20 protein-coding genes are annotated in these 23,152 nt (G+C 36.3%); 4 read left to right on the forward strand and 16 right to left on the reverse strand.

Annotation, left to right across the window (positions count from 1 at the left end):
• Positions 1 to 37: 37 nt before the first annotated feature.
• Both HMPREF3031_RS08725 and HMPREF3031_RS08730 read right to left on the reverse strand, forming a co-directional pair.
• Positions 38 to 340: a putative quinol monooxygenase gene (locus tag HMPREF3031_RS08725; protein ID WP_002479797.1), complete on the reverse strand. Its 303-nt coding sequence runs from the start codon at positions 338 to 340 to the stop codon at positions 38 to 40.
• Between the two features lie 161 nt (positions 341 to 501).
• Complete coding sequence (locus tag HMPREF3031_RS08730) at positions 502 to 1,776, reverse strand: pyruvate MFS transporter (RefSeq protein ID WP_002479798.1); 1,275 nt, start codon at positions 1,774 to 1,776, stop codon at positions 502 to 504.
• A gap of 350 nt (positions 1,777 to 2,126) precedes the next feature.
• Between HMPREF3031_RS08730 and HMPREF3031_RS08735 the strand changes: the two genes are divergently transcribed.
• Positions 2,127 to 2,741, forward strand: coding sequence for an undecaprenyl phosphate transporter UptA (locus tag HMPREF3031_RS08735; RefSeq protein WP_070724822.1), 615 nt, complete (start codon positions 2,127 to 2,129; stop codon positions 2,739 to 2,741).
• 74 nt (positions 2,742 to 2,815) lie between these two features.
• Here the strand turns inward: HMPREF3031_RS08735 and HMPREF3031_RS08740 are convergent, their stop codons facing one another.
• Both HMPREF3031_RS08740 and HMPREF3031_RS08745 read right to left on the reverse strand, forming a co-directional pair.
• Positions 2,816 to 3,478: an ABC-2 transporter permease gene (locus tag HMPREF3031_RS08740; RefSeq protein WP_002479800.1), complete on the reverse strand. Its 663-nt coding sequence runs from the start codon at positions 3,476 to 3,478 to the stop codon at positions 2,816 to 2,818.
• Positions 3,475 to 4,332, reverse strand: coding sequence for an ABC transporter ATP-binding protein (locus HMPREF3031_RS08745; protein ID WP_002479801.1), 858 nt, complete (start codon positions 4,330 to 4,332; stop codon positions 3,475 to 3,477). The genes HMPREF3031_RS08740 and HMPREF3031_RS08745 overlap by 4 nt, the downstream gene beginning before the upstream one ends.
• A gap of 198 nt (positions 4,333 to 4,530) precedes the next feature.
• Here HMPREF3031_RS08745 and HMPREF3031_RS08750 point away from each other — a divergent pair, with 198 nt between their 5' ends.
• A complete protein-coding gene (locus tag HMPREF3031_RS08750) occupies positions 4,531 to 6,483 on the forward strand; it encodes a fructose-bisphosphatase class III (protein ID WP_002479802.1) in 1,953 nt (650 codons plus the stop codon).
• Positions 6,484 to 6,588: 105 nt separating this feature from the next.
• On the opposite strand, the gene HMPREF3031_RS08755 is transcribed toward HMPREF3031_RS08750, so the two are convergent.
• Positions 6,589 to 9,537 carry a glycoside hydrolase family 2 gene (locus tag HMPREF3031_RS08755; protein ID WP_002479803.1) on the reverse strand — a complete coding sequence of 983 codons (2,949 nt, stop codon included), beginning with the start codon at positions 9,535 to 9,537 and terminating at the stop codon, positions 6,589 to 6,591.
• Positions 9,538 to 9,623: 86 nt separating this feature from the next.
• Here HMPREF3031_RS08755 and HMPREF3031_RS08760 point away from each other — a divergent pair, with 86 nt between their 5' ends.
• A complete protein-coding gene (locus HMPREF3031_RS08760) occupies positions 9,624 to 10,484 on the forward strand; it encodes an AraC family transcriptional regulator (protein ID WP_081600380.1) in 861 nt (286 codons plus the stop codon).
• A gap of 93 nt (positions 10,485 to 10,577) precedes the next feature.
• Here the strand turns inward: HMPREF3031_RS08760 and melB are convergent, their stop codons facing one another.
• The 3 genes from melB to HMPREF3031_RS08775 all read right to left on the reverse strand — a co-directional run bounded on the left by melB (position 10,578) and on the right by HMPREF3031_RS08775 (position 14,378).
• On the reverse strand, positions 10,578 to 11,981 hold the full coding sequence (gene melB / locus HMPREF3031_RS08765) for a melibiose:sodium transporter MelB (protein ID WP_070724824.1): 1,404 nt from the start codon (positions 11,979 to 11,981) through the stop codon (positions 10,578 to 10,580).
• Between the two features lie 279 nt (positions 11,982 to 12,260).
• Positions 12,261 to 13,154, reverse strand: coding sequence for a VOC family protein (locus tag HMPREF3031_RS08770; RefSeq protein ID WP_002479806.1), 894 nt, complete (start codon positions 13,152 to 13,154; stop codon positions 12,261 to 12,263).
• 156 nt (positions 13,155 to 13,310) lie between these two features.
• Positions 13,311 to 14,378: a metal ABC transporter solute-binding protein, Zn/Mn family gene (locus tag HMPREF3031_RS08775; protein WP_070724826.1), complete on the reverse strand. Its 1,068-nt coding sequence runs from the start codon at positions 14,376 to 14,378 to the stop codon at positions 13,311 to 13,313.
• A gap of 337 nt (positions 14,379 to 14,715) precedes the next feature.
• Here HMPREF3031_RS08775 and HMPREF3031_RS08780 point away from each other — a divergent pair, with 337 nt between their 5' ends.
• On the forward strand, positions 14,716 to 14,997 hold the full coding sequence (locus HMPREF3031_RS08780) for a GNAT family N-acetyltransferase (protein ID WP_002479808.1): 282 nt from the start codon (positions 14,716 to 14,718) through the stop codon (positions 14,995 to 14,997).
• Positions 14,998 to 15,070: 73 nt separating this feature from the next.
• Here HMPREF3031_RS08780 and HMPREF3031_RS08785 read toward each other — a convergent pair whose 3' ends face one another.
• From HMPREF3031_RS08785 to sdaAB, 8 genes are all read right to left on the reverse strand, one after another.
• Complete coding sequence (locus HMPREF3031_RS08785) at positions 15,071 to 16,852, reverse strand: ABC transporter ATP-binding protein (RefSeq protein WP_002479809.1); 1,782 nt, start codon at positions 16,850 to 16,852, stop codon at positions 15,071 to 15,073.
• A complete protein-coding gene (locus tag HMPREF3031_RS08790; protein ID WP_002479810.1) occupies positions 16,845 to 18,632 on the reverse strand; it encodes an ABC transporter ATP-binding protein in 1,788 nt (595 codons plus the stop codon). Before HMPREF3031_RS08790 ends, HMPREF3031_RS08785 begins: the two co-directional genes overlap by 8 nt.
• 47 nt (positions 18,633 to 18,679) lie before the next feature.
• A complete protein-coding gene (locus HMPREF3031_RS08795; RefSeq protein WP_070684395.1) occupies positions 18,680 to 19,675 on the reverse strand; it encodes a D-2-hydroxyacid dehydrogenase in 996 nt (331 codons plus the stop codon).
• 149 nt (positions 19,676 to 19,824) lie between these two features.
• A complete protein-coding gene (locus HMPREF3031_RS08800; RefSeq protein WP_002479812.1) occupies positions 19,825 to 20,496 on the reverse strand; it encodes an NAD(P)H-dependent oxidoreductase in 672 nt (223 codons plus the stop codon).
• Positions 20,497 to 20,576: 80 nt separating this feature from the next.
• Positions 20,577 to 21,110 carry an NAD(P)H-dependent oxidoreductase gene (locus HMPREF3031_RS08805; protein WP_002479813.1) on the reverse strand — a complete coding sequence of 178 codons (534 nt, stop codon included), beginning with the start codon at positions 21,108 to 21,110 and terminating at the stop codon, positions 20,577 to 20,579.
• A 75-nt stretch (positions 21,111 to 21,185) separates the two neighbouring features.
• Positions 21,186 to 21,362: a hypothetical protein gene (locus tag HMPREF3031_RS13455; protein ID WP_002479814.1), complete on the reverse strand. Its 177-nt coding sequence runs from the start codon at positions 21,360 to 21,362 to the stop codon at positions 21,186 to 21,188.
• A 176-nt stretch (positions 21,363 to 21,538) separates the two neighbouring features.
• On the reverse strand, positions 21,539 to 22,429 hold the full coding sequence (sdaAA, locus tag HMPREF3031_RS08810; protein WP_002479815.1) for an L-serine ammonia-lyase, iron-sulfur-dependent, subunit alpha: 891 nt from the start codon (positions 22,427 to 22,429) through the stop codon (positions 21,539 to 21,541).
• A gap of 13 nt (positions 22,430 to 22,442) precedes the next feature.
• Positions 22,443 to 23,120, reverse strand: coding sequence for an L-serine ammonia-lyase, iron-sulfur-dependent subunit beta (gene sdaAB / locus HMPREF3031_RS08815; protein WP_002479816.1), 678 nt, complete (start codon positions 23,118 to 23,120; stop codon positions 22,443 to 22,445).
• Positions 23,121 to 23,152: the final 32 nt, after the last annotated feature.

A 23,152-nucleotide genomic window follows, 5' to 3' on the forward strand; every position in this document is an offset into this window, starting at 1 on the left:
TTATAGCACTAAAGTCATGCCCTGCCTTATTTGTTGCTTAATTTTCTGTGAGTGTTTCTTGGTTATCAAAGACAATAATTTCTGGCTCATCTAGACAAAGTTGTACGATTTCTTGCCAATACACTTGGAAATGATCAGATTTCTTATGATTTTCAAAGCCTTCTTCACAACTCCATTGTTCAATAATCGCAAAGGCATTTGGGATATTCGCATTTTCATAATGTTCATAGCTGATATTTGATGCTTCAGCTTGTGATGCTGCGACTAATTGTCCCATTAATTGTGTATATTTATCATAATTCATATCGTTGACTTTTGTTTTAACAATTACTGTAATCATATTTTCCCTCTCCAATTTCTATATTTTACCAGTACTTTCTTTCCCCTAAAATAATTCAACGAACCATAATAAAATTAAAAGGTCATGCTACGCTTGATAAGACCCTTTCTCTCATTCATCGTAACATGACCTGTATTTACTATCTTATTTTATACTTGTGCTTACATTTTAGAACGATTGACTACAAGCGGACTATCTGGTTTAACGAAGAACCACATTAATATAGCTATCGCAACTAAAATAATTAATGATTGTAATGTCCAAGTCCAACCGATCAAATCAGCTAAAATACCAGCGATTAATGGACTTAACATCGCACCGACGTTACCCCATAAGTTCATCCAACCTGAAACTGTACCTGAGAAGTTACGTCCGATGTCAGCAGCTGCTGCCCAGCTCATACCAGTAGTGACACCCATACCGCTTAAGCATACTGCTAACCAAGCGATATTCACTTCTAATACTTCACTGCGGATTGCGAATAATAAACCAATACTAAAGACAACCATACCTACAATCGCAATTGAACCACGAGCGACAAAACGTGATTTGCCAGCTTGTAAAATTCTATCTGAAATTGCACCAGCAATCATGATGCAAATAAACATCGCAAGCCATGGCACCCCTGCCAATAAGCCTAATGCTGTATATTTAACATGATATTGTTCCATTACGTAAGTCGGTAACCAAATTAAGAATAAACCAACAATAAATTGTACTACGAAATATTGAACTGCAATCGCATAGAAACTGAAATGTTTAAAGAATGCGCTCCATGGTGCAGATTGTTTTTCACCTGCATCAACCACGTCACGACCTTGAATGATATAACGTTTTTCAGCATTGTTAACCATTTTATGTTGTTCAGGTAAGTCTTTTGCGATAATCACCCACAATAACGCAATCACAAAACCAACTGCCCCGAAGATATAGAATACGGCCTGCCAGTTAAATAAACTTACAATCCATACTGTCACGATCGGTGCGATAACCGGACCAAAATATGACCCTGCAAGCAACGCACTAGATGCACGCCCTTTTTCATTTTTAGTAAACCAATATGAGTTGAATACTGCGTTTGATGGATACATCGGCGCTTCCCCTACACCGAATAAGAAACGCACAGTATATAATAAACCGTGGTTCTTAACTAAACCAGTTAAAATCGTAAATGCACTCCACCAAATCAACGCAATCGTCAACATTTTTCGCGGTCCGAATTTTTCCGCAAGAATACCGGATGGGACTTGCATCATGGCATAGCCCGCTGAGAAGAATGTTGCTAATAAACCAAACTGAGCCTTCGTCATATGTAAATCTTCCATCATTGGTGCCGCAATTAAGGAGATGTTAGATCTGTCCATATACGCAATAACCCCAATAATAAAGAACGCAAATGCGAAGAACCATCGTACGTTACTCTTTCTTTCACTCATAGATATCCCAACTTTCTGTGTTCAAAATACATTAGGTCATCATATGACCTAAGTTGTTCTAGTAAATATTACCACTATTTGAAACCGTTCACAATAACTTTTTTACAGAAATTTGAACACTATGAATGACACAATATTATTTCGTTATTTACAAAACACCTCGAACAAACCATGACTACGCCTGACTTTTATGATTTTTAAATTTGGACATGCTTATGCTGGATATATAAATAGATGTCATTTGATTCTATTTTTAGTACAATATAGCTTGGACACAAAACCACAAGTGTTCTTTAAATAAAATTAAAACATTATAAAACTTGTACATAAAAAGGAGTCATCGCATTACCATGGAACAAATACTGACTGACTTTATTTCGCGTTGGGGATATCTCGCAATTTTCATTTTAATTCTTGCTGAGAATATCCTGTCTTTCGTGCCTTCAGAAATTGTGCTGACTTTCGCAGGTGTATTAGCCGCAAAATCACATATTTCTATTTGGCTGCTATTGATTATCGCAACAGTCGCTTCATTTATGGGGCTATTGATTCTGTATTACATCTGTAGCTTAGTTAATGAACAGAAACTTTACCGCTTCGTAGACAAATACGGTAAATGGATTAAACTTAAAGGTAAAGACGTTGAACGTGCCAACAATTGGTTTAAAAAATACGGTGCAATCGCAGTCTTTATCTGTCGCTTCGTTCCAGTCTTACGTGTATTGATTACTATTCCTGCAGGCGTCAACAAAATGAACATCGTCACATTTGCGACATTGTCATTAGTCGGCACAACAATTTGGAACTTCGGTTTAATCTATTTAGGTAAATCGTTAAGCGATAACTGGCACGATATTTTAAATGTAATGCATACATACTCATATATCATGTATGCTATTATCGCAATTGCGTTAGTATACTTTGCTTACCGTTACATTGCGAAACGCCGTCATAGACAAAACTAAACAATACGAAAACAAAGCACACTTCAAAAAAATGAAGTGTGCTTTATCTATTTGTTATGATTTATTTTGATTTTTTAGAAATTCTGATTTTTAAACTTGTTCAAACCTATGAAGTAACCAAACAGCGCAAGTATTAGCGCAAAGACAAGGAAGATAGACATGCGTCCCAGTTCAAAACCAGTATGCTGCATGGCATCATTACCTGAGCCATACATATAACCGCCAATGATAAGTGTTACAGTGTTATACACGATATATGTAACTACTATAATTCCTGTGATAATCATTTGAATTATATTCGATTTATCTGCACCAACCACATAAGTACACGGATAAAACAACGACACTAACAAACAAATTCCTATCCCTAACATGATAGCTGAAAGGGATTCAGTAATAGTACCGAAGCCTAATAGATATCTGCCTGCAAAAATAAACAGAACAATGGCTAACCCTAATCCAGCAGACAGAAAATAATATGCATAATGTGCTTGTACAATTTCTTTGCGACTGACAGGTAATGTAATCGCATATTTATACCAACCCGCTGCTGCTTCATTTTTCAAATTATCAGTCGCAGCTGAAACAGAAAACATTAAAATGATTAAACTGATTAACGGTTGAAACCCTTCTAAATCCACAGCTGTGAACCCGATACCTAACAATAAACCGATACCTAGGTAAATCCACAATGCTTTCTGAGTTGAATAATACTGACTATAAATTAAACCCTTCATATGTCTTCACCTCTTAAGATTATTTTACTGACTTGATCAATGTACTCGATAGATTCTAAATCAAAAGATAAAGTACGTTCATTTTTTAAAACAATCGCTTGAACTTCACCTAAGTGGTGTTTTTTTGCTAACACATCTTCGTCTTCAAGTTTTTCAAATTCTGTTTCATCACATGTTAAACGTGCATAATTGTTGTATAATGCTGCTTTGTCAATTTGCTTATAAACTTGGCCATGTCTCAGAAAAACTAACTTTGTCGCTAAGCGGTCAATATCTTCCGCAATATGAGATGTCATCAACACACCACGATTGCTATCATGTACGAACTTTTCAATTTCATCTTGAATCTCATCACGACTTGCTGCGTCCAATCCTGCTGTCGCTTCGTCTAAAATCAATAATCGACTTTTGTGTGACAATGCGACTGCCATAGAGAGTTTCATAGACATACCTCTTGAAAAGAATTTAACTGCCTGTTTTTCTGGCAGTTCAAAACGCTGGATATAATCATTAAACAAAGTACTGTCAAAATGGCGGAACACCTTTTGAAACATACGATTCAACTTATCAACGGTCATATTTTTAGTGAAATTCATGGAATCAAATACAACACTTATGTCATTTTTGTAAGCTGTATCTTCAGGTGAGACACGTTGACCGAAAAAATAGATTTCTCCGCTAGTTAAAGGATAATCTCCCACAATCATACGAATTAACGTTGATTTGCCTGAACCATTTTTGCCGATTAAAGCGACAATTTCACCTGGATCAACTTGAAAGGACACATCATTGATGGAGAAGCGGCTATTAGAAAACTGTTTCGTTAAATGATGTACTGATAATAATGGTGTCATAAGACCTCCTGATATTTTTATGTTATTTTTATTTTAACATAGCTGATTCAAATATTTAGTTTATTTCTCTATTCTCCCTCTTTTTAATCCAACCACACATTATTTTTTCAGTTTTTTAAAACGTCACCATTGAAAAATTGTTAAAAAAGTACAATAATCAAATGTAAGCGCTATTATTATTAAACCCAGGAGGCACAAATGATTACCAACGAACGTGAACTTAAAAATAAGTATTTCGATTTACTTGCAGAGAAATTCAACCATGAAGAACAACTTGCATCAGAAATTATCAGTCTAGAATCTATTTTAGAATTACCAAAAGGTACAGAACACTTTGTCAGTGACTTACATGGAGAATATGAATCTTTCCAACATGTCTTACGTAACGGTTCAGGCAATGTTCGTACGAAAGTCAATGACATCTTCAAAGATAAAATGTCGAACCAAGAAATCAGCGACTTCACTGCTTTAATTTATTATCCAGAAGATAAATTAAGAATGGTTAAAAGCAGCTTCGAAACAAAAGAGCCATTAAACCGTTGGTATGAAACGCGTATTGACCAAATGATTCAAATGGTTCAATATTCCGCTTCAAAATATACACGTTCTAAATTACGTAAAGCATTACCTAAAAAGTTTGTTTATATTGTCGAAGAGTTACTTTATAAAACCAACGAACTTGAGAATAAAACACCTTACTACAATACGTTGATGCGTCAAATCATCGAAACTCAACAAGCAGACGATTTAATTATCGGTTTATCTTACACAATTCAACGTCTAGTCGTAGATCACTTACATGTTGTCGGTGATATTTATGACCGTGGTCCTGAACCTGAAAAAATTGTAGAAACATTAATCAACTATCATTCTGTTGATATCCAATGGGGCAACCACGATGCGATTTGGATTGGTGCCTATGCCGGTTCTCGTGTCTGCCTAGCTAACATCTTACGTATTTGTGCACGTTACGATAACTTGAATATCGTTGAAGATGCTTACGGTATCAATTTACGTCCATTATTAAACTTAGCTGAAAAATACTATGGTGATAACCCAGCTTTCCGTCCAAAACTACGTTCTGATTCTAACTTATCTGAACAAGAACAACTTCAAATCACTAAAATTCATCAAGCCATTGCGATGATTCAATTCAAATTAGAAATGCCGATTATCAAACGTCGTCCTTCTTTCGAAATGGAAGAACGCTTAGTCTTAGAACATGTTGACTATGATAACTTAACGTATACATTACATGGCCAAACACATGAATTAACAGATACATGTTTCGTGACAGTAGATCCAGAAGACCCAGCTAAATTATTACCAGAAGAACAAGAAGTCATTGATAAATTATTAGTTTCTGTACAAGAATCAGAAAAGCTTAAACGCCATATGACATTCTTGATGGATAAAGGCTCACTTTACTTACCTTACAACGGTAATTTATTAATTCACGGCTGTATCCCGATTGATGAACATGGCAATATGGAAGGCATGGAAATTGATGGCACATTCTATGCTGGCCGTCCATTATTAGACCAATTCGAAATGTATATGCGTAAAGCATTCCGAAATAAAGATATTACCGACGATTTAGCAACTGACTTAGTTTGGTATTTATGGACAGGTAAATATTCTTCATTATTCGGAAAACGTGCCATGACAACATTCGAACGTTATTTCATTAAAGATAAAGCAACTCATAAAGAAGAAAAGAACCCATATTATTCACTACGTGAAGACCCTAAAGTTGTAGGCAAACTCTTAGAAGACTTTGATTTAGATCCTGAACAAGGTCATATCATTAACGGGCATACACCAGTCAAAGAAATTGATGGTGAAGATCCGATTAAAGCCGACGGTAAAATGATCGTCATTGATGGCGGCTTCTCTAAAGTGTATCAATCTACAACAGGTATTGCGGGTTATACGTTACTGTACAACTCTTACGGTATGCAGCTAGTGGCACACCAACACTTCAACACGAAAGAAAACGTATTACGTTACGGTGCAGATGAATTATCTACAAAACGTCTTGTCGATAAAGAACTTCAACGTAAACGTATCCGCGATACGAACACAGGACAATTCATCAAAGAAGAAATCCGCAACTTAAAAGAACTTATGTCTCATCGCTATACAGATTAATAACCATAAAGAAAAGCAGAAGGTTGACTGATTAAACGTCACCTTCTGCTTTTTTGTGGTTATATCTTATTTTTATAGCTTGTGATTTGTCTCGTGTACTAGAATTTAAGATAATGTATTGAACTGCAATGTAAAGTTTAAGTGATACTCTGCATCATCCATACGATAACGTTCTGGTAATTCCGGTCCACAACTGTTTGTACCGATACCACTTTGGCCAACATCGATATTAACATATGTGTAACCATCTAAGTGTAATTGATCCGCATGTTCTACTGTTGTAAGTTGCGCATCTGAATAAGGTTTCGCATTGAAACTGAATGGTGTTTCAGCGTTAAACGCAACTTGTGTTGTTGTATTATTTAATGTCACATGTGTTGTATTATTGTGACTGCCGTCTTCTTGCGGTCTGATATGCGGCCAGAAATTATCATTGACTGTAGAAACAAAGTAACCTAAATGACTCGCAAGCTGCTTATCTTCATAACTGCTGAAGGGTCCATGACCATAGTATGCTAATTTTTGATAGTCATTTGATAACTTGAATTCTAAGCCAAGTCTCGGTAAGAACGGCATACGCGCATTCTTCTCAAGTTCTAAATCCGCTTCAATCTTACCATCCGCATGCACTAACCAAGTTAAAGTACCTGTTAAGATTTTCGGCACACGTTTATGCACAATACTGATTTGGAATTGAATACTCACGCCGCCTTCAGATTCGACAATCGAATAATCATATACACGCGTATGCGCATATTCGTAACCCATTTCTTCCCATTGCTTACGAATATTAATGTCATTATCTGTCGGTGCACGCCAAATGCGGATTGCAGTAGGTTCATGTAGCACGAGCTTACCTGCTTGTGTAACGTGCGTTAATGAAGCAGTTTGTGTATCAAACGCATAATCACTATCTTCTCCTGAAATGTGAATAGTATGTGCTGTATCATCCACTGAAACTTGATAAGCAGATTCATGCTCTGTTACTGTTTCAAATTCCAAACGTTCTTGAACGATTTGATCATGACCTAAAATTGTTTGATCTTTAAGTGAAATATACTCTACTAAAATATCACTGATTTGGTTTAAAATCGCTTCATCAATAAACGTCTGCAGTTCCACAGAAATTTCAGTATGTGGTTCAAATCCTGTTAAATCTGCATACTCTTCATATTGTTCACCTGATAATGTCGTAATCGTAAAACGTAATTGCAAGACTTCATCTGCATCAATAAAATCGAGACGATTATAAAACGTTAACGTCTGTTTATCATAATGAGATAAAATCACCGGACGATTCACTTGTTGGAATTCATAATAACCTTCGTGCGGCGTTCTATCTGGCGATACGATACCATCTACACAGAAGTTGCCGTCATGTAAATCTTCTCCGAAATCTCCGCCATAACGAAAGACTGGTTGCGCTTCATCTTGACTGATATTTACTGCGTGGTCGCACCATTCCCAAACAAACGCACCAATAAAGCTTGGATACGCTTCTAATAATTCATGATATTCTAAAAGACCGCCTGGTGAATTCCCCATCGCATGTGCATACTCGCATAAGATAAAGGGTTGTGTAATATTTTGATTATCTAAATAACGCTCTTTAATTTCTTCAGGTGACGGATACATACGACTGATCATATCTAGTTTAGAGAAATCTTCCCCACCTTCTGCGTAAAAGGCACTTTCATAATGGACTGGACGTGTTGCATCTAAATCCTTCGCAAGTTCAGCTGCTTTCTCAATATTGACACCATATCCAGATTCATTACCTAATGACCACATAATAATAGATGAGAAGTTGCGTAGCGGTACAATAGACGCTTCAATACGATCTAAAATCAGTGCTTCGTATTGCGGATCATCAGCGATAATATTAAAGTCTTTAGTATTTTCATCTCCATAAAACAGCACTACGCCATGTGTTTCTAAATCCGCTTCACTCATCACGTAGAACCCGTATTCATCAGCTAACTCATAGAAGCGAGGCGCTTTCGGATAGTGTGCTGTACGAATCGCATTAAAGTTGGCTTGTTTCATTAATGTCAAATCTTCATGCATTTGCGCTTCAGTTAAGACATATCCCGTTTCCGGGTTGCTGTCGTGATAGTTAGCCCCACGCAATTTCACAGATTTACCATTAATCCATAACTGTTGATCTTTAATTTCAACTTCACGTAAACCGACCTGTTCAGTGATAACTTCATCCGTAGTTGTGATGACTAGCGTATAAAGGTAAGGTGTTTCAGCACTCCAAAAAGCAGCATCTTCTACATTTAATACTAAAACATCTTCATTTGTCCCTTTTTGTTCAGTAATGACGCCGCCTTCTTGGTCAAGCAGCGCTACTGTATAATGAGGTTTACCATTTACTTGCGTCACATCTAAATGGACTGCACCTGTTTGTACAGCTGTATCGACTGTCGTTTGAATCGTATAATCTTCAATACGATTGTTAGGACGTTCTACAATATACACATCTCTGAAGATACCTGAATGTCTAAACATATCTTGATCTTCAAAATACGTACCATCTGAATATTTAACGACTAATACTTGAATCGTATTGTCCCCTTCTTGAACAAAAGATGTGACATCAAAACGTGACGCACTACGTGAAACTTGGCTGTAGCCTACAAATGTATTATTGATCCATACATAATACGCACTGCTGACACCGTCAAAGTTCAACACAAATTGATGGTCATTGTCATAGATAGAATCGATGGTAAAGTTGCGTTCATAATAACCACATGGATTATCTTCTGGTACATACGGCGGATCAAATGGGATTGGATATTTAATATTGACATATTGTGTTTGGTCAAATCCATGTAAATTCCACACAGAAGGTACTGGTAAAGTTTGTGTCACTTTATGACGGCTTGCTTCGAACTCTGCCACACTGTTGAAGAAACCGAAGTTCCAGTCACCAGATAATTGTGTTACAGAAGTATTGTGTTGTTGCGGCTTTGGGATAAAATAAGCGGCATAAGGTAATGTATTAACATGTAATTGTTCTAAGTTATAGTGTAAATCTAATTTCAAGGTATGACCCTCCTAAGTATTTTTCAAAATTATATAATTTTGTTAAATGTACGTGTTATAATGGCTCTATCATAGAGAGAAAGAGAGTGAGACAAGTGCAAGTCTTTTGGACAAAACTTAAAAAAACAAGCTACGAAGCCCAAGTTGATGAATGTGGCAAAGAAAACTTATACGTAGGTAACGGCTATGAATATGAAGTCACTAAACCTGCTGTCTTGCATATCGTGACACAAGGAACCGGCACCTTTACTGTGAATGATACGACTTACCATTTAAAGAAAGGTGATGTCTTCTTATTGCTCAAAGGCATGCATGTCAAATATCATGCGACAGGAGAAACACCTTGGCATTATATGTGGGTCGGCTTCAGCGGCACGCATGCCATCAGCTTTATTACACGTACTTCTTTATCAGATGAATTCGTCCTCTTAAATCAAAACACTGAAACACTGTTTAAATTAATCTTTAAAATCTGCATTCTGGCAAACAGCCATACCCCTGAGGACACCCACGATATCTTACTAAAGATAAGACTATTTGAATTGTTATATTTCCTAACACAACAAAACCAAAAAGAAATTGTAATTCCTGATCAACGTGAAGCAACAGATTTAAAAGATGCTTTAGAATATTTCAATGACAACTTCAAAAGCAAAGATACTACTGTTGATAATGCTGCTCAAGTCGCAAACATGAGCCGTAGTCAGCTCTATAAACGTTTCAAAAAGCAATTTGGCGCTTCACCAAGCAGATATCTCACCGATCTTCGTATGGCTTTTGCGGCTGAACAGCTGAAATTCACAAATAAAACTGTGCAAGCCATTGCAGATGAACTTAATTATGATGTGTCACTTGCTTTCTCCAAGGCTTTCTCTAAGTACTTTAACTGTCCACCTACGCAATACCGCAAAAATTATAAGGCCAGAAAAGCATTGCAATCTGAATAAATGAAACTATCAAGCAGCTACTTTTTTGTTGCTGTAAAACAAAAGCAGTGGATAGAGTTATGAATGAATGCTCTAACACTGCTTATTGTATTGTTACAGTTTTTCTTCTTTATGAATCGGCGGACGTCCTTCTCTTTTACGTTTAAATTCAAGTGTTTGTTGAATATCACGTAAGAAATCGCCTTTTAAGTTGAAGGCTTTATGATATAAAATACTACAAATGATGATAAAGAAGATTGGTACCCCAATCATACCGATTCTGATACCCCAGATTGTATCTGTTGTTTGTTCAACATTTGGCACATAACCAATCATTGATAAACCGACACCGACACTTAATCCCGCAAATGCTTGTGCTAATTTTACTAAGAATGTTTGTGTTGATGTGATGACACTTTCGTTACGTTGACCGAATTTCACTTCACTGTAGTCGATTACGTCAGCTAACGCGACTGTGTTGATTCCGACAAGTGTACCTGTACCGAAGCGGATACATGCACCGCCAATAATTACCCAGATTGCTGCGTGCGGCGCAATAAAGCCTGCAAGCAAGATAACTACTAAACCAATAATAATTCCAAATACAGCGTAGTTGAATACTGCACTACGTCCGACTTTCTTAACTAAGTATGGGAAAATCAATAATGATCCCATTTCCATAATAATCATTGTGTTAAAGACAGAGAATAAGCTTTCTACGCCTGCCACATATTTAAAGTAATACAAGATAATTGCGTTAATCATTTGTCCACATAAGTTGAATGCTAAGATTACACCAATTACCGCAAGCAACTCTTTGTTTTTAAAGAGAATACGCCAAATATCTTTAAAACGGACTTTAATTGCGTTTTGTCTTTCAATTTCAGTGTCTTCATGAACGAAGAATACTGTAATACCGATAGTAATGATAAATGTAATACTACAGATGATTGCAAGCGCAAAAATACCTGCACCTCTGAACGGTTGACCTAAGAAATCGTCTAATTTATGGATGAACATTAAACCGAAGCTTCCGATCACAAAAGCCGCAAAGCTCGCAAAGAAACGTGGCACTACCGCAACTTCTTCACGCTCACGTGGGTTATTCGTTAAGTTTGGCAACCAAGACCAGTATGGGATGTCCATAATGGTATAAGTCATACCCCATATGATGTACATGATTGAGATGTAAATGTACATGCCGTTGCCTGCGAAATCAAAGTTTGTGAAGAGTAATACTGTGATGATAGCGTTAATTAATGTACCGATAACGAGCCATGTTTTGAATTTGCCGAAGCGATTGTGTGTATTATCAACAATCATACCCATAATCGGATCGTTAATCGCATCCCAAATACGTGCTGCGAAAAACAACACTCCGACGAATGCGGGTGAGAGTCCAACAATGTCCGTAATATAGAACATTAAAAACAAACTGACAATATTAAAAATGGCGTCCTTTCCTACTGTTCCGAATCCAAATGTATACTTTTCAAAGCGCGTTAATTTTCTTTCCAATCCTTTCACCTCTATCTATAGATTGTTATTTCTGGTGTTGTCTTTGTACCTTCAAATAATTAATTTTCTATTCATGTAAACGTTATCATTTTTCTGAAAACAATAGAATATCCAAATCTTTCTTTTATATGTCCAAATGTTTCGAAGTTAAAATATTTATGGCACTTTGAACCTTTAAAAAATAATTCCTCATCTTGTTATTATCATTATTCAAACGAAAAAAACCCCTGTCACTTACTCTAAATAAGTAAGCACAGGAGTTCTTTTATATAACTGATATTATAATTTCAATGGTTTAAGATTTTGCGTTAAAGCTTCGCGTCTATCTTCATATTGTGGCGGTAATTGAAGATGTTGACCTAATTGATCTTTCGGCTCATCTACCGCAAAACCTGGACCATCTGTCGCCATTTCAAATACGATGTCACCTTTTTCTTTGAAGTAAATCGCTTTGAAGTAGTTACGGTCTTTAACTTCTGTCACAAAGTAACCATGGTCTTCCATGTGTTTTTGCCATTCTAAATGTTCTGCTTCTGTTGGGATAGACCAAGCCACATGATGCACTGTACCTACACCGAATAAACCTTTTGGCAATGGTTGTGCAGACATAATGATTTGGTGTTTTTCTTCGCCTTCTGTTTCTAAGTGGATTTTAGAAGGGTTTTCGTTAACAACACTTAATCCCATATCATCAACTAATGTACTGCGAGTACCTGCTGGATCTGCAGATAATAGTTCTGTACCGTGGAAACCTATAATAGCATTATCTTCAGCTTCTTCTTGTCCTTCAACTAATGCTAAAGCTAGTCCATGCACATCATTAAATTCTAATGTTGCTTCGTCGAACAAACCAGAAATTTTAGTTTCAATACCTTGTTCATTTAAATTTGCTTCCCAAGCATCCATTGAGCCTTTAGGAATTCTGAATGCGATACGTCCAACCTGTCCGCTTCCCACTCGACCTTTATGTTGATTTGGCCAGTTAAAGAATGTCATTACCATACGTTTGTCGTCATCTTGTCTTGAGAAGTATAAGTGATAAACACCTGGGTCATCGAAGTTTACTGTTTGTTTAATCAATTGTAAGCCAAGTACATTACGATAGAAGTCTAAGTTCTCTTGTGCGTCACCTACAATTGCTGAAATATGATGTATACGTTTAATATTTTCCATATATGGAAACCTCCTTTATTCAGTATAATTATTATACTTACTTTGTAAACTCATTATAACACCAGTATAATTTTTATACCAGCATTTTGTTTCATGTAAATAAAAAATACGCACTTCCGATTTAACCGGAAATGCGTATCATAAACGTTAATCACATTAGTTGTCTAAAGCTTTTTTCAGTGACTCGATGTTTTTCTTCATTAATGATTGATAAGTAACATCTTTATCTTTTGATTCATCTTTTGTTAAAACTGATAAGTTGTGGAATGGTAATAGTTTCGTGTTAGTTTCTTTTCTGATGATATCTGTCACTTTAGAAGTGATGTTTTGTTCGTATAATACATATGGTTGTTTTTCTTTCTTGATATCAGAAACGATAGCCATTAATTCTTTTTGTGTTGGTTCATCGTTGTTCATGCCATTAATACCTTCTTGTTCGAAGTCATAACGTTTAGCTAAGTAAGCTAATGAATCGTGAGAGATAATCACTTTGTCGCGTTTTTTGTTTTTAGAAACGTCTTTTAATTCTTTATCTACATCTGAGATGTCTTGAACTAATTTTTTGTAGTTCTTTTCGTAGTAATCTTTGTGATCAGGGTCTTTTTTCACAAATTCATCTTTGATTTCTTTCGCAAATGTTTTATCTGCTACTGGATCTAACCAAATATGTGGATCGTATTTGCCGTGGTGATGATGGTGTTCTTCGTGATCACCATGCTCTTCATGTTCACCGTGTTCTTCATGATCACCGTGTTCGTGGTGTTCACCTTCTTCATGGTCACCATGTTCATGTTCGTGTTCATGCTCATGTTCTTCACCAGGAAGAATCGCGTTTTTGTCTAAGCCTTTTGTTAACTCAAGCACTTTCTTGTTGTCTTTAATTGTTTTCGCAATTTTACCCGCTGCTGGGTCCATTTCTTTGTCTGTATAAATAAATAAGTCGCCTTTAGAAATGTTCATGATTTCTTTTTGTGTTGGTTCAAAACTATGTAAGTCTGTACCTGGTGGGTAAATTGATTTCACATCTGCATATTTACCGCCGATTTGATCCGCAAAACTTTGGAATGCGAATACAGTTGTGTTAACTTTCATCTTATTGCTTTCGCTGTACTTAGCATCTTTACTGTCTTTATTACCGCTGTCTTTGCTGCTGTCACCATTACCGCAAGCTGCTAATACAACTGTTAAGACTAAAGATAACATTATGAAAAGTGTCTTTTTCATCTTAAAAGGTCCCTCCAAATCGTAATCATTATGTTTTAAACTATACCCTTAAATACACTAAATTGCAATGGTATTCATGAAATCTTTTAGATTCTCAGAATTCTGAAATTTTCAACCTAATATTTTATAATTAAAAAACAGTTAGGTTCACTATTCATATACACATTAAAGAGAAAAGTACTCTTTTTAATTTGACGTTAATTATTTTGTAAATTTATAAATTAAAGAAAACGCTTACATTAAAGAAAACATATAATTTTTGTAATAACCCTTGTTTCTGACCCGCTTTGTTTTGTACCATTTAGATAGGAGTAACATTAAATAGATAAAGGGGATTATGACAGATTTAAAGCAAGGCGACCATAAGTTCTTTATTGGGGAAGAAAGTTCACCGAGCGCCATCATTGAATTCAGAGATGAGCAAGAAAATGTGATTGATATTTTCCATACTGCTGTCAGTGATGAATTAGGCGGCCAAGGTATCGGAACGAAACTCGTTGAAAAAGTAGTAGATTACGCGAATGCAAATCAACTTAAAATCACTGCGAGCTGTTCATTCGCAAGACGTGTGATTGAACAATTCCCAGAGTTTAAACTATTCTTAGCTGGTAAGGAATAACACTTACATAAACTAAAGAGAAGCACCTAAAGTTCAAACGGCTTTAGGTGCTTCTTTTGTTACGCTTATTCTTTTATCCATTTTGCAGCAAATACATATTATAATAAATGCCTTTTTGTGCAAGTAATTCTTCATGCGTACCCCGTTCGACTATCTCACCTTGATTTAACACTAAAATTTGATTTGCATCTTGAATCGTCGACAATCGATGTGCAATTGCGAGCGTTGTACGTCCTTTACGCATATCTTTCAATGAGTTTTGTATTTGTTCTTCTGTTTCAGAATCAATAAAAGCAGTTGCTTCATCTAAAATAAGAATTTTAGGGTCAATTGCCATCGTTCTCGCAAATGCAATTAACTGACGTTCACCACTAGAGAATGCACTACCCTTCTCTATTACTTTATGCTCATATTGATCTGGCAGTTGTTCAATAAAGCGATCTGCATGCACAAATTCTGAAGCAGCTTTTGCTTGTTCGAATGTCATTGTTGGGTGATATAAACGTATATTAGATAAAACTGTTCCATAGAAGATAAACGGATCCTGCAGAACTAGCCCTACTTTTTGTTTCAATTCTTGCTTTGGAATTGATTTGATAGATTGACCATCAATTAATATTTCACCTTGATGAAATTCATAAAAGCGCATAAATAAATTAATAATCGTACTTTTACCAGAACCTGTATGGCCTACAAGCGCTATTGTTTCACCAGGATTAGCAGTAAATGTAATATGTTTTAATACATTGTGTTCTCCATCATAACTGAAGGTTACATCTTTAAATTCAATTTTACCTTCTGTGATATGGTGGTCAGCGATTTCATTTTGTTTAGGTTCTAATGTGTCGTTATCTAGTAATGTAAAGACACGGTTAGCTGCAACAATAGCTTGTTGGAATATATTCAAGTTTTGACTGACCTGGTTAATGGGTTCGAAGAAGCGCTGCATATATTGTACGAACGCATAAACAACCCCTGCCGTCACAGTCGAAGAGAAGCTTAATAATCCGAAATAACTTAGTATCATTACTGTCGCAAAGATACTTAACATACCGATGGCTGGACGTAATAATAGACCATCTAGGCGAATCGTTTTCAAGTTATATTGATAGTGCTCTTCGTTAATTTCATCAAATTCTTTTTGTAGTCTGCGTTCTTGGTTAAAGACTTGAATCATACGGATACCTTCAATAGATTCGGCAAGTTTCGCGTTCAAATCAGATAACCGTTGACGTGCTTGCGCAAAGAATATTGAAGCATATTTACGATATAAAGCTAAAATAATGATAATAATCGGCATAAAACATAAAGCCATTAACGCAAGTCTGACATCTAGAATAAACATCATAATAAAACTTGAAATGACTGTAAATAATGCCATCATAAAGGAAGAAAAAACCCCAACAAACATGTTAACGATGGCTTCTGTGTCATTCGTTAATCGTGACACGATACTTCCACTTGGCACCTCATCAAAATACTTCATGCCGAGTTCGCCCATTTTATCAAACGCATCAATACGTAATTGTTGGATAATTTTAAATGCGAAGTTTTGGAACATATAAATGTTAATATATGTTGTTATCGCACCAATCAATTCAATGCCGATAAAGATAACAATCATCCAAATGATTTCATGTTGTGGAAAGTGTCTTGGTGTTAAGTAATCATCAATAAACACTTTCACAATATAAGGCACCGCCACACCTGCTGCTGTGGAAATCCCAAGCATCACAAAGGCAGCTAAAATCAACCATTTAAACGGGAAGGTATAACGCATCAAGCGCATTAATGTATGCCACTGATCACGCGCACTGAGTTGATTATCACCATGCATTTTCTGTCTTCTAGCCATGATAATCACCCTCCTCTTCATGTGCCGCTTCATCTAACTTTTTAGTTAATTGGTCGCGTAATTGTTGTGACTGATAAGTTTTCGCATACCAACCTTGATTGCGCATCAATTGTTCATGTGTCCCTTGTTCTGCCACTGTACCTTCATCCATCACGATAATTAAATCCGCATGACTCACTGCACTCATACGATGTGCAGTAATAATATTCGTTTTGCCTTGTCTTTGGTCTCTCATATTGTTAAGAATATGTTCTTCTGTATCTGCATCAACCGCTGACAAAGAGTCATCAAACATCAAGACAGGCGGATCCGAAATGACTGCACGTGCGATAGAAACACGTTGTTTTTGACCTCCTGATAATGAAACACCACGTTCTCCAACAATCGTGTCATACCCTTGAGGGAAATTTAAAATATCATGATGAACATAGCTGGTCTCAGCTGCTTGTTGAATTTGTTGTTTTGTACTATTCGGTGCCGCATAAGCAATATTTTCTCGGATAGTTGTAGAGAATAAGAAGTTGTCTTGCGGTACATAACCAAACATCGCACGTAAATGTTGGATTTCATAATCACGGATTGGAATACCGCCATACGTAATATCTTCAGGACGTTGCGTATCAAATTCACGTACTAACAGTCGTAATAACGTACTCTTTCCTGAACTTGTACGCCCAACTATACCGACAGTCATACCTTCTTCAATAGTAAAGTGTACATCTCTTAACGAAGGATGTTCACTGCCCGGGAAAGTAAAAGATTTAATTTGATAAGTGATGGGTCCTGATGGATAACCATTTACTTTATAAGTTAAATCTATTTCATTTTCTGTGTCTAAAATACCACTAATTCTTTCATAGGATGCATGACCTCTTTGAATAATATTAAAGAAGAAACCTAACGCAAGTAACGGCCACACTAACATACCGAGATACGTTGTTGCGGTAATTAACTGACCCAACGTAATTGTATGATTGAAAATCATAAATGTCCCAAACACTAATGCAAGGAAGTAACTTGTACCAATCACTAACATAATCGTTGGACTGAATAAGGCATCAATTTGCGCAACTTTTAAATTTTTTCGAACCACATCATCACTGATAGTTTTAAAGTCCTTTTGGTCACTTTTTTCATAACCCATTGTTTTAGTAACTTTAATACCAGCAATACTTTCTTGTGTCTTATCATTTAAACGACTGAATGCCGCTTGTGCTTTTTTAAAGCCTTTGCTCATCAAACGGCCATAATAGCTTGTTAATAAGACTAAAATAGGTAAAGGCAGCATAATTATCAACGTCAATTTCCAGTTGATTGTCAGTGCCATCGTAATTAAAATTGAAGTTCCTGTAATTAAAGAGTCGCCAATCATTAACACCCCTGGACCTGCGGCACCTTGAACAGCATTAATATCATTGGTCGCATGGGCCATCAAGTCACCTGTTCGACGTCTTTGGAAGAAAGATGGACTCATAGAAGTATATTTCTCATATAAACGGTTACGCAAAATCTTCCCTAACTTATTACTTGTTCCAAAAATCAGAACACGCCAAGAGTAGCGTAGAATATAAATCATCACTGCCGCAAAAGCAAGTATCATCATATAAGTAAATAGCTGCCTTCCCGTTAAACGATCAGCTGCAATCGCATCAATTGTTTTACCGATGATTTGCGGCGGAATAAGCTGAAATAATGCGATAAAGAGTAATACTAATAGCCCGCCAATATACTTCAACTTCTCTTGTTTAAAAAACCAGCTTAAATGCATAAACACTTTCATCTCATCACTTCCTCCTTTCTTTTATCTTTTTATTTATCAACAACATTTTAGTTGACTCTTGTTTGTGCATCTCCTGTTTCTAACACTTCCATAGTACTGTTCAATCCGCCTTCAGCAAGATTTTTTACAGCTTCGTGTGTAAAGAATGCGATGTGAGGAGAAGCTAACACATCATTACGTTCAATCAATTCTAATAAAGTTTCATCTTGAACTTCTCTATTTGAAAAATCTCTTCGGAAATATTGCGCCTCATTTTCATACGTATCGATAACAGCACCCGCTACTTTACCACTATTCAATGCATCTAGCAAAGCTTGTGTCTCAACAACCATACCACGTGCGCAGTTGACAAAGATCACACCATCTTTCAACTGATTAAATGTTGCTTGATTAAACATATGGTACGTCTCTTTATTTCCCGGGACATGAAGTGAAACGATATCTGCTTGTGCGATTGCCTCTTCTAACGAATCTTTAAATTCAACAATATTTTCTAATTCCGGCTTATCTTCGATATCGTAACCAACAACTTTACAACCGAAATTTGAGAACAATTGCGCTGAAATACTGCCGATACGTCCTACACCGATAATCGCTACGGTTAAATCTTTGACAGGACGTGAAATCAATGGTGCATCCCATACAAAGTTATGATTCTCCATACGTTGTTTGATAAGTGGCAACTGTCTCACAAAATACAAAGCGCCTGTGACTGCATATTCAGCAATAGAACTTGGTGAATAGCTGGGTACTGTTGTAATGATTAAATTATGTGCTTTGGCTTCTTCTAAGTCATACATATCGAATCCAGCACTGCGTTGTGCAATTTGTTTAATACCATAGCTTTCTAATTTACTATAAATCTCAGGATTGAATGGTCCATTATGAGATAATGATAAGCCATCATATCCTTTTACTTGTTCAATATTGTCCATAGTTAAAGGATTGCTTTCATAATCCACTTCTACTTGGTGATCTGCTGACCAATTTTTAATTGCGTCAATTTCATAAGGTGCGACATCAAACATTTTTATTCTTACCATCTTAAAACTCCCCTTTAATATGTATTACATCTTTATAAATCAAGAATATAGGTAATATTATAGCATTGAAACAAAGGTAAGAAACACAAGATTCAGACAATTAAAATAAAAAGACTCAAGCTGTTAAAGCTCAAGTCTTTCATAAATAACTATTCAAGCCATTCAATGACATCTTCATATGCTTGACGAGTTTTGACACGTTTCGGATCTTCTTCACGATAACCAAAAGCTACCATAACGGATGGTAAGAACTCATCTTCATTCATAATTCCTTCATCAGAAAGCAATTGTGTGACTTCTTTCATACTGAAACCTTCAATTGGGCAAGAGTCTACACCTAAAAATGCGGCTACTGACATCATATTACCTAAGGCAATGTATGTTTGTTTACTTGCCCAGTCCCATAATGAACGTTCACTTTCATATAAATCCAAGCTATCATTTTGGAACATTTCATAACGTTTATTCATATCTTCTAATACATCATCTGGTACATTTTTTATTTCTTTCATAATATGTGTTAAATATTCTGTACCCGGACGTACGTTTTTACGCGCAAGTAAAATCACAAAGTGTGAGGCTGTATCTAATTGGCCTTGTGCACCCCAAGATACTTTTTTTAATTTTTGACGTAAGTCTTCATTTTGAACGACTAAAAAACGCCATGGTTCCGCACCGATTGAGCTTGGTGAAAGACGCCCAGCTTCAATAATGGTATGGAAATCTTCCGCATTCACTTTTTTGTCTGGATTAAAACGTTTTGTCGCATGTCTAAAATTAAATGCTTGTAAAATTTGATCGCGTATTGCTTGTTGTTCCATTACTATTTTCGCTCCTCATCTTATGTAGTCACCTATAGTATAGTGAACCTACCAAGGAGTCTAAAGGAAAATGCTTGTGGTTACTGTTTTTGAAGTCTTTCAACAAATGCCACATATTCATCAGCATTTTCTGCGAGAGTCGCAAAATTATCGATGTCATCCGTTTGGTAAATCGCATGAATGCCAAAGAAATGGCCACCGATTAAATTAACAACACCTTTTAATGGATTACAAATTTCGTCAATCGTATACCCTATCGGTCCATCTTCTTTATAATGTGCTTTTGGTTGGCCGCATGAAATGGCTAATGCGAAATGTTTTCCTTTTAAAGCGTCACCGCCATCAAACGCAAAACCATGTGTATAGACTTCATCGAACCATTGCTGTAAAAGTGGCGGATAACTCATCCAAAACATGGGATATTGAAAGATAATATAATCATGTTTCTGTAATAACGCTTGCTCATGTTCAACATCAATGTTTCCATCTGGATAAGTTTGATACAAGTCATGTACCGTCACTAAGTCAGAACGATCTTCTAATGTTTTCTTCCATACTTGATTAACGTCGCCTTCTTGAATATCAGGATGTGCAATAATTACTAATGTGGACATGATAATCCTTCCTTTCATTCAAAATAAAAATGAGATGTACCCCGAAGTCATCTCATTTTAAGTCGTACTATTTAGTTATTCCCCTTTGGTCTCCATCATTAACTTTGTGTAATAGAATAAGAATACAATGATCATACTGATAGACATTGATTTCAACAGACTATTCATCATTGTACCGATATCTGTCAGGTAAAACGTAATGGCTGAGTTAATGAAGAAAGCAATAAAAATGTATAGTAATCTTGTTATCATATCCCATCATCCCCTTTTGACTAGTTTACCCATAAAAGATACAAATTGCAATATGTATTTTGAATTTTGTGACAACTTATGTTTTTATAAATAAAAACACGCAACCTTTTTCAGGTTGCGTGTTTCTAGAATTTATCAATTTAACTTTTAATGAAATTTACATATTCATCAGGCAATTATGATTTAACTTGTGAGTCACCGAAGATTTTACGTTTGATTGCTTCACCTGTCGGTGTACCTGCTAAACCACCAAGACCAGTTTCACGTAATTCAGCTGGTAAGTTACGTCCAACTTTATCCATAGCTTCAATTACTTCATCTACTGGGATACGGCTTTCCACGCCAGCTAATGCTAAGTCAGCTGAGATTAATGCGTTACCTGAACCGATTGCGTTACGCATTACACATGGAATTTCTACTAAACCAGCAACTGGGTCACAAACTAGCCCTAATAAGTTACTGATTGCGATAGCCATTGCTTGACCTGAAGCTTCTGGTTTACCGCCGAATGTTTCAACTGCTGCTGCTGCAGCAATAGCTGATGCTGAACCAACTTCAGCTTGGCAACCGCCTGTTGCGCCAGCAACACTTGCGTTGTTTGCTACAACACGGCCGAAGATAGCTGCTGTGAATAAGAAGTCCACCATTTGATCTTCAGTTAAGCCATGTGTTTTTTCTAATTTGAATAGTGTACCTGGAATTGTACCGGAGGAACCAGCTGTTGGAGTAGCACAAATGATACCCATTGCTGCGTTCACTTCGTTTGTCGCAACTGCACCCATAACGGCACTCATCATTTCATTACCTGAAAGCGCATGGTTGTTTTCGTTATAATTTTTTATTTTAATTGCGTCTTGACCAGTATACCCTGTTACACTTTTAACGCCTTCGCCAGTTGTCCCTTTTTCAACTGCGTCGCGCATTACTTGTAAGTTTTGTCTCATTTGTTCACGGATTTCATCACGTGATTTCCCACTTAATTCTTTCTCTTCTTCAATCATAATTTCTGAGAATTTCATATCATGTTTATTCGCATAATCTATGATCTCTTTAATTGAATCAAACATACATTACACCTCTTTATTTTATATATGCAAAGTTTAAGTCGCTATATTTCTCTCTTAAATCGCTAAGTGCTTCTTCTGGTAAGGCTTTGTTTAAGTGTAAAGCCATTAAACAGCCATCTGGATTAATCGTTTTGATTTCTTCGTTGATGTCTGCACCGTGTTCGATTAAATCGTTGATTAAATGGTTGATTGTCGCATTGTCAGTTGGTCCATCGATTTCTAATAATGGTAAGCCGTGGTTCATTAGAATACATTGACCATTGACGTTAATGCTTTTAATTTTAATAGTTCCGCCACCGATTGAGATTCCGTTCAATTCGATGTGACGATCACCTTGTTTTGCTTTAATTAATGCACAGTTAGGATGCTCTCCTAAACTTCTTCCTGTTTCTTCGATGAAACGAACATCGATACCATCGTTTTTAGCAATGTTTACTGCATTGCTGATACGTTCGTCGAAAGTGCTGAATCCTAGTAAGCCACCAACGATTGCAACGTCTGTACCGTGTCCTAAGTGTGTTTGTGCAAATGATTCATAATAATGAACTTCAATATCTTCAGGTTCTCCTTGAAGTACCATTCTTGCTGCGTTACCGATTTTTACTGCACCTGCAGTGTGTGAACTTGATGGTCCCATCATAACTGGACCGATTATATCAAATGCGCTTTGGTAATCATGTTTACGTGCCATAGCGTATTGTCATCTCCTTAATCTCTTTATAA

The sequence above is a fragment of the Staphylococcus sp. HMSC072B07 genome (genome assembly GCF_001815505.1).
Classification (GTDB): Bacteria; Bacillota; Bacilli; order Staphylococcales; family Staphylococcaceae; genus Staphylococcus; species Staphylococcus simulans.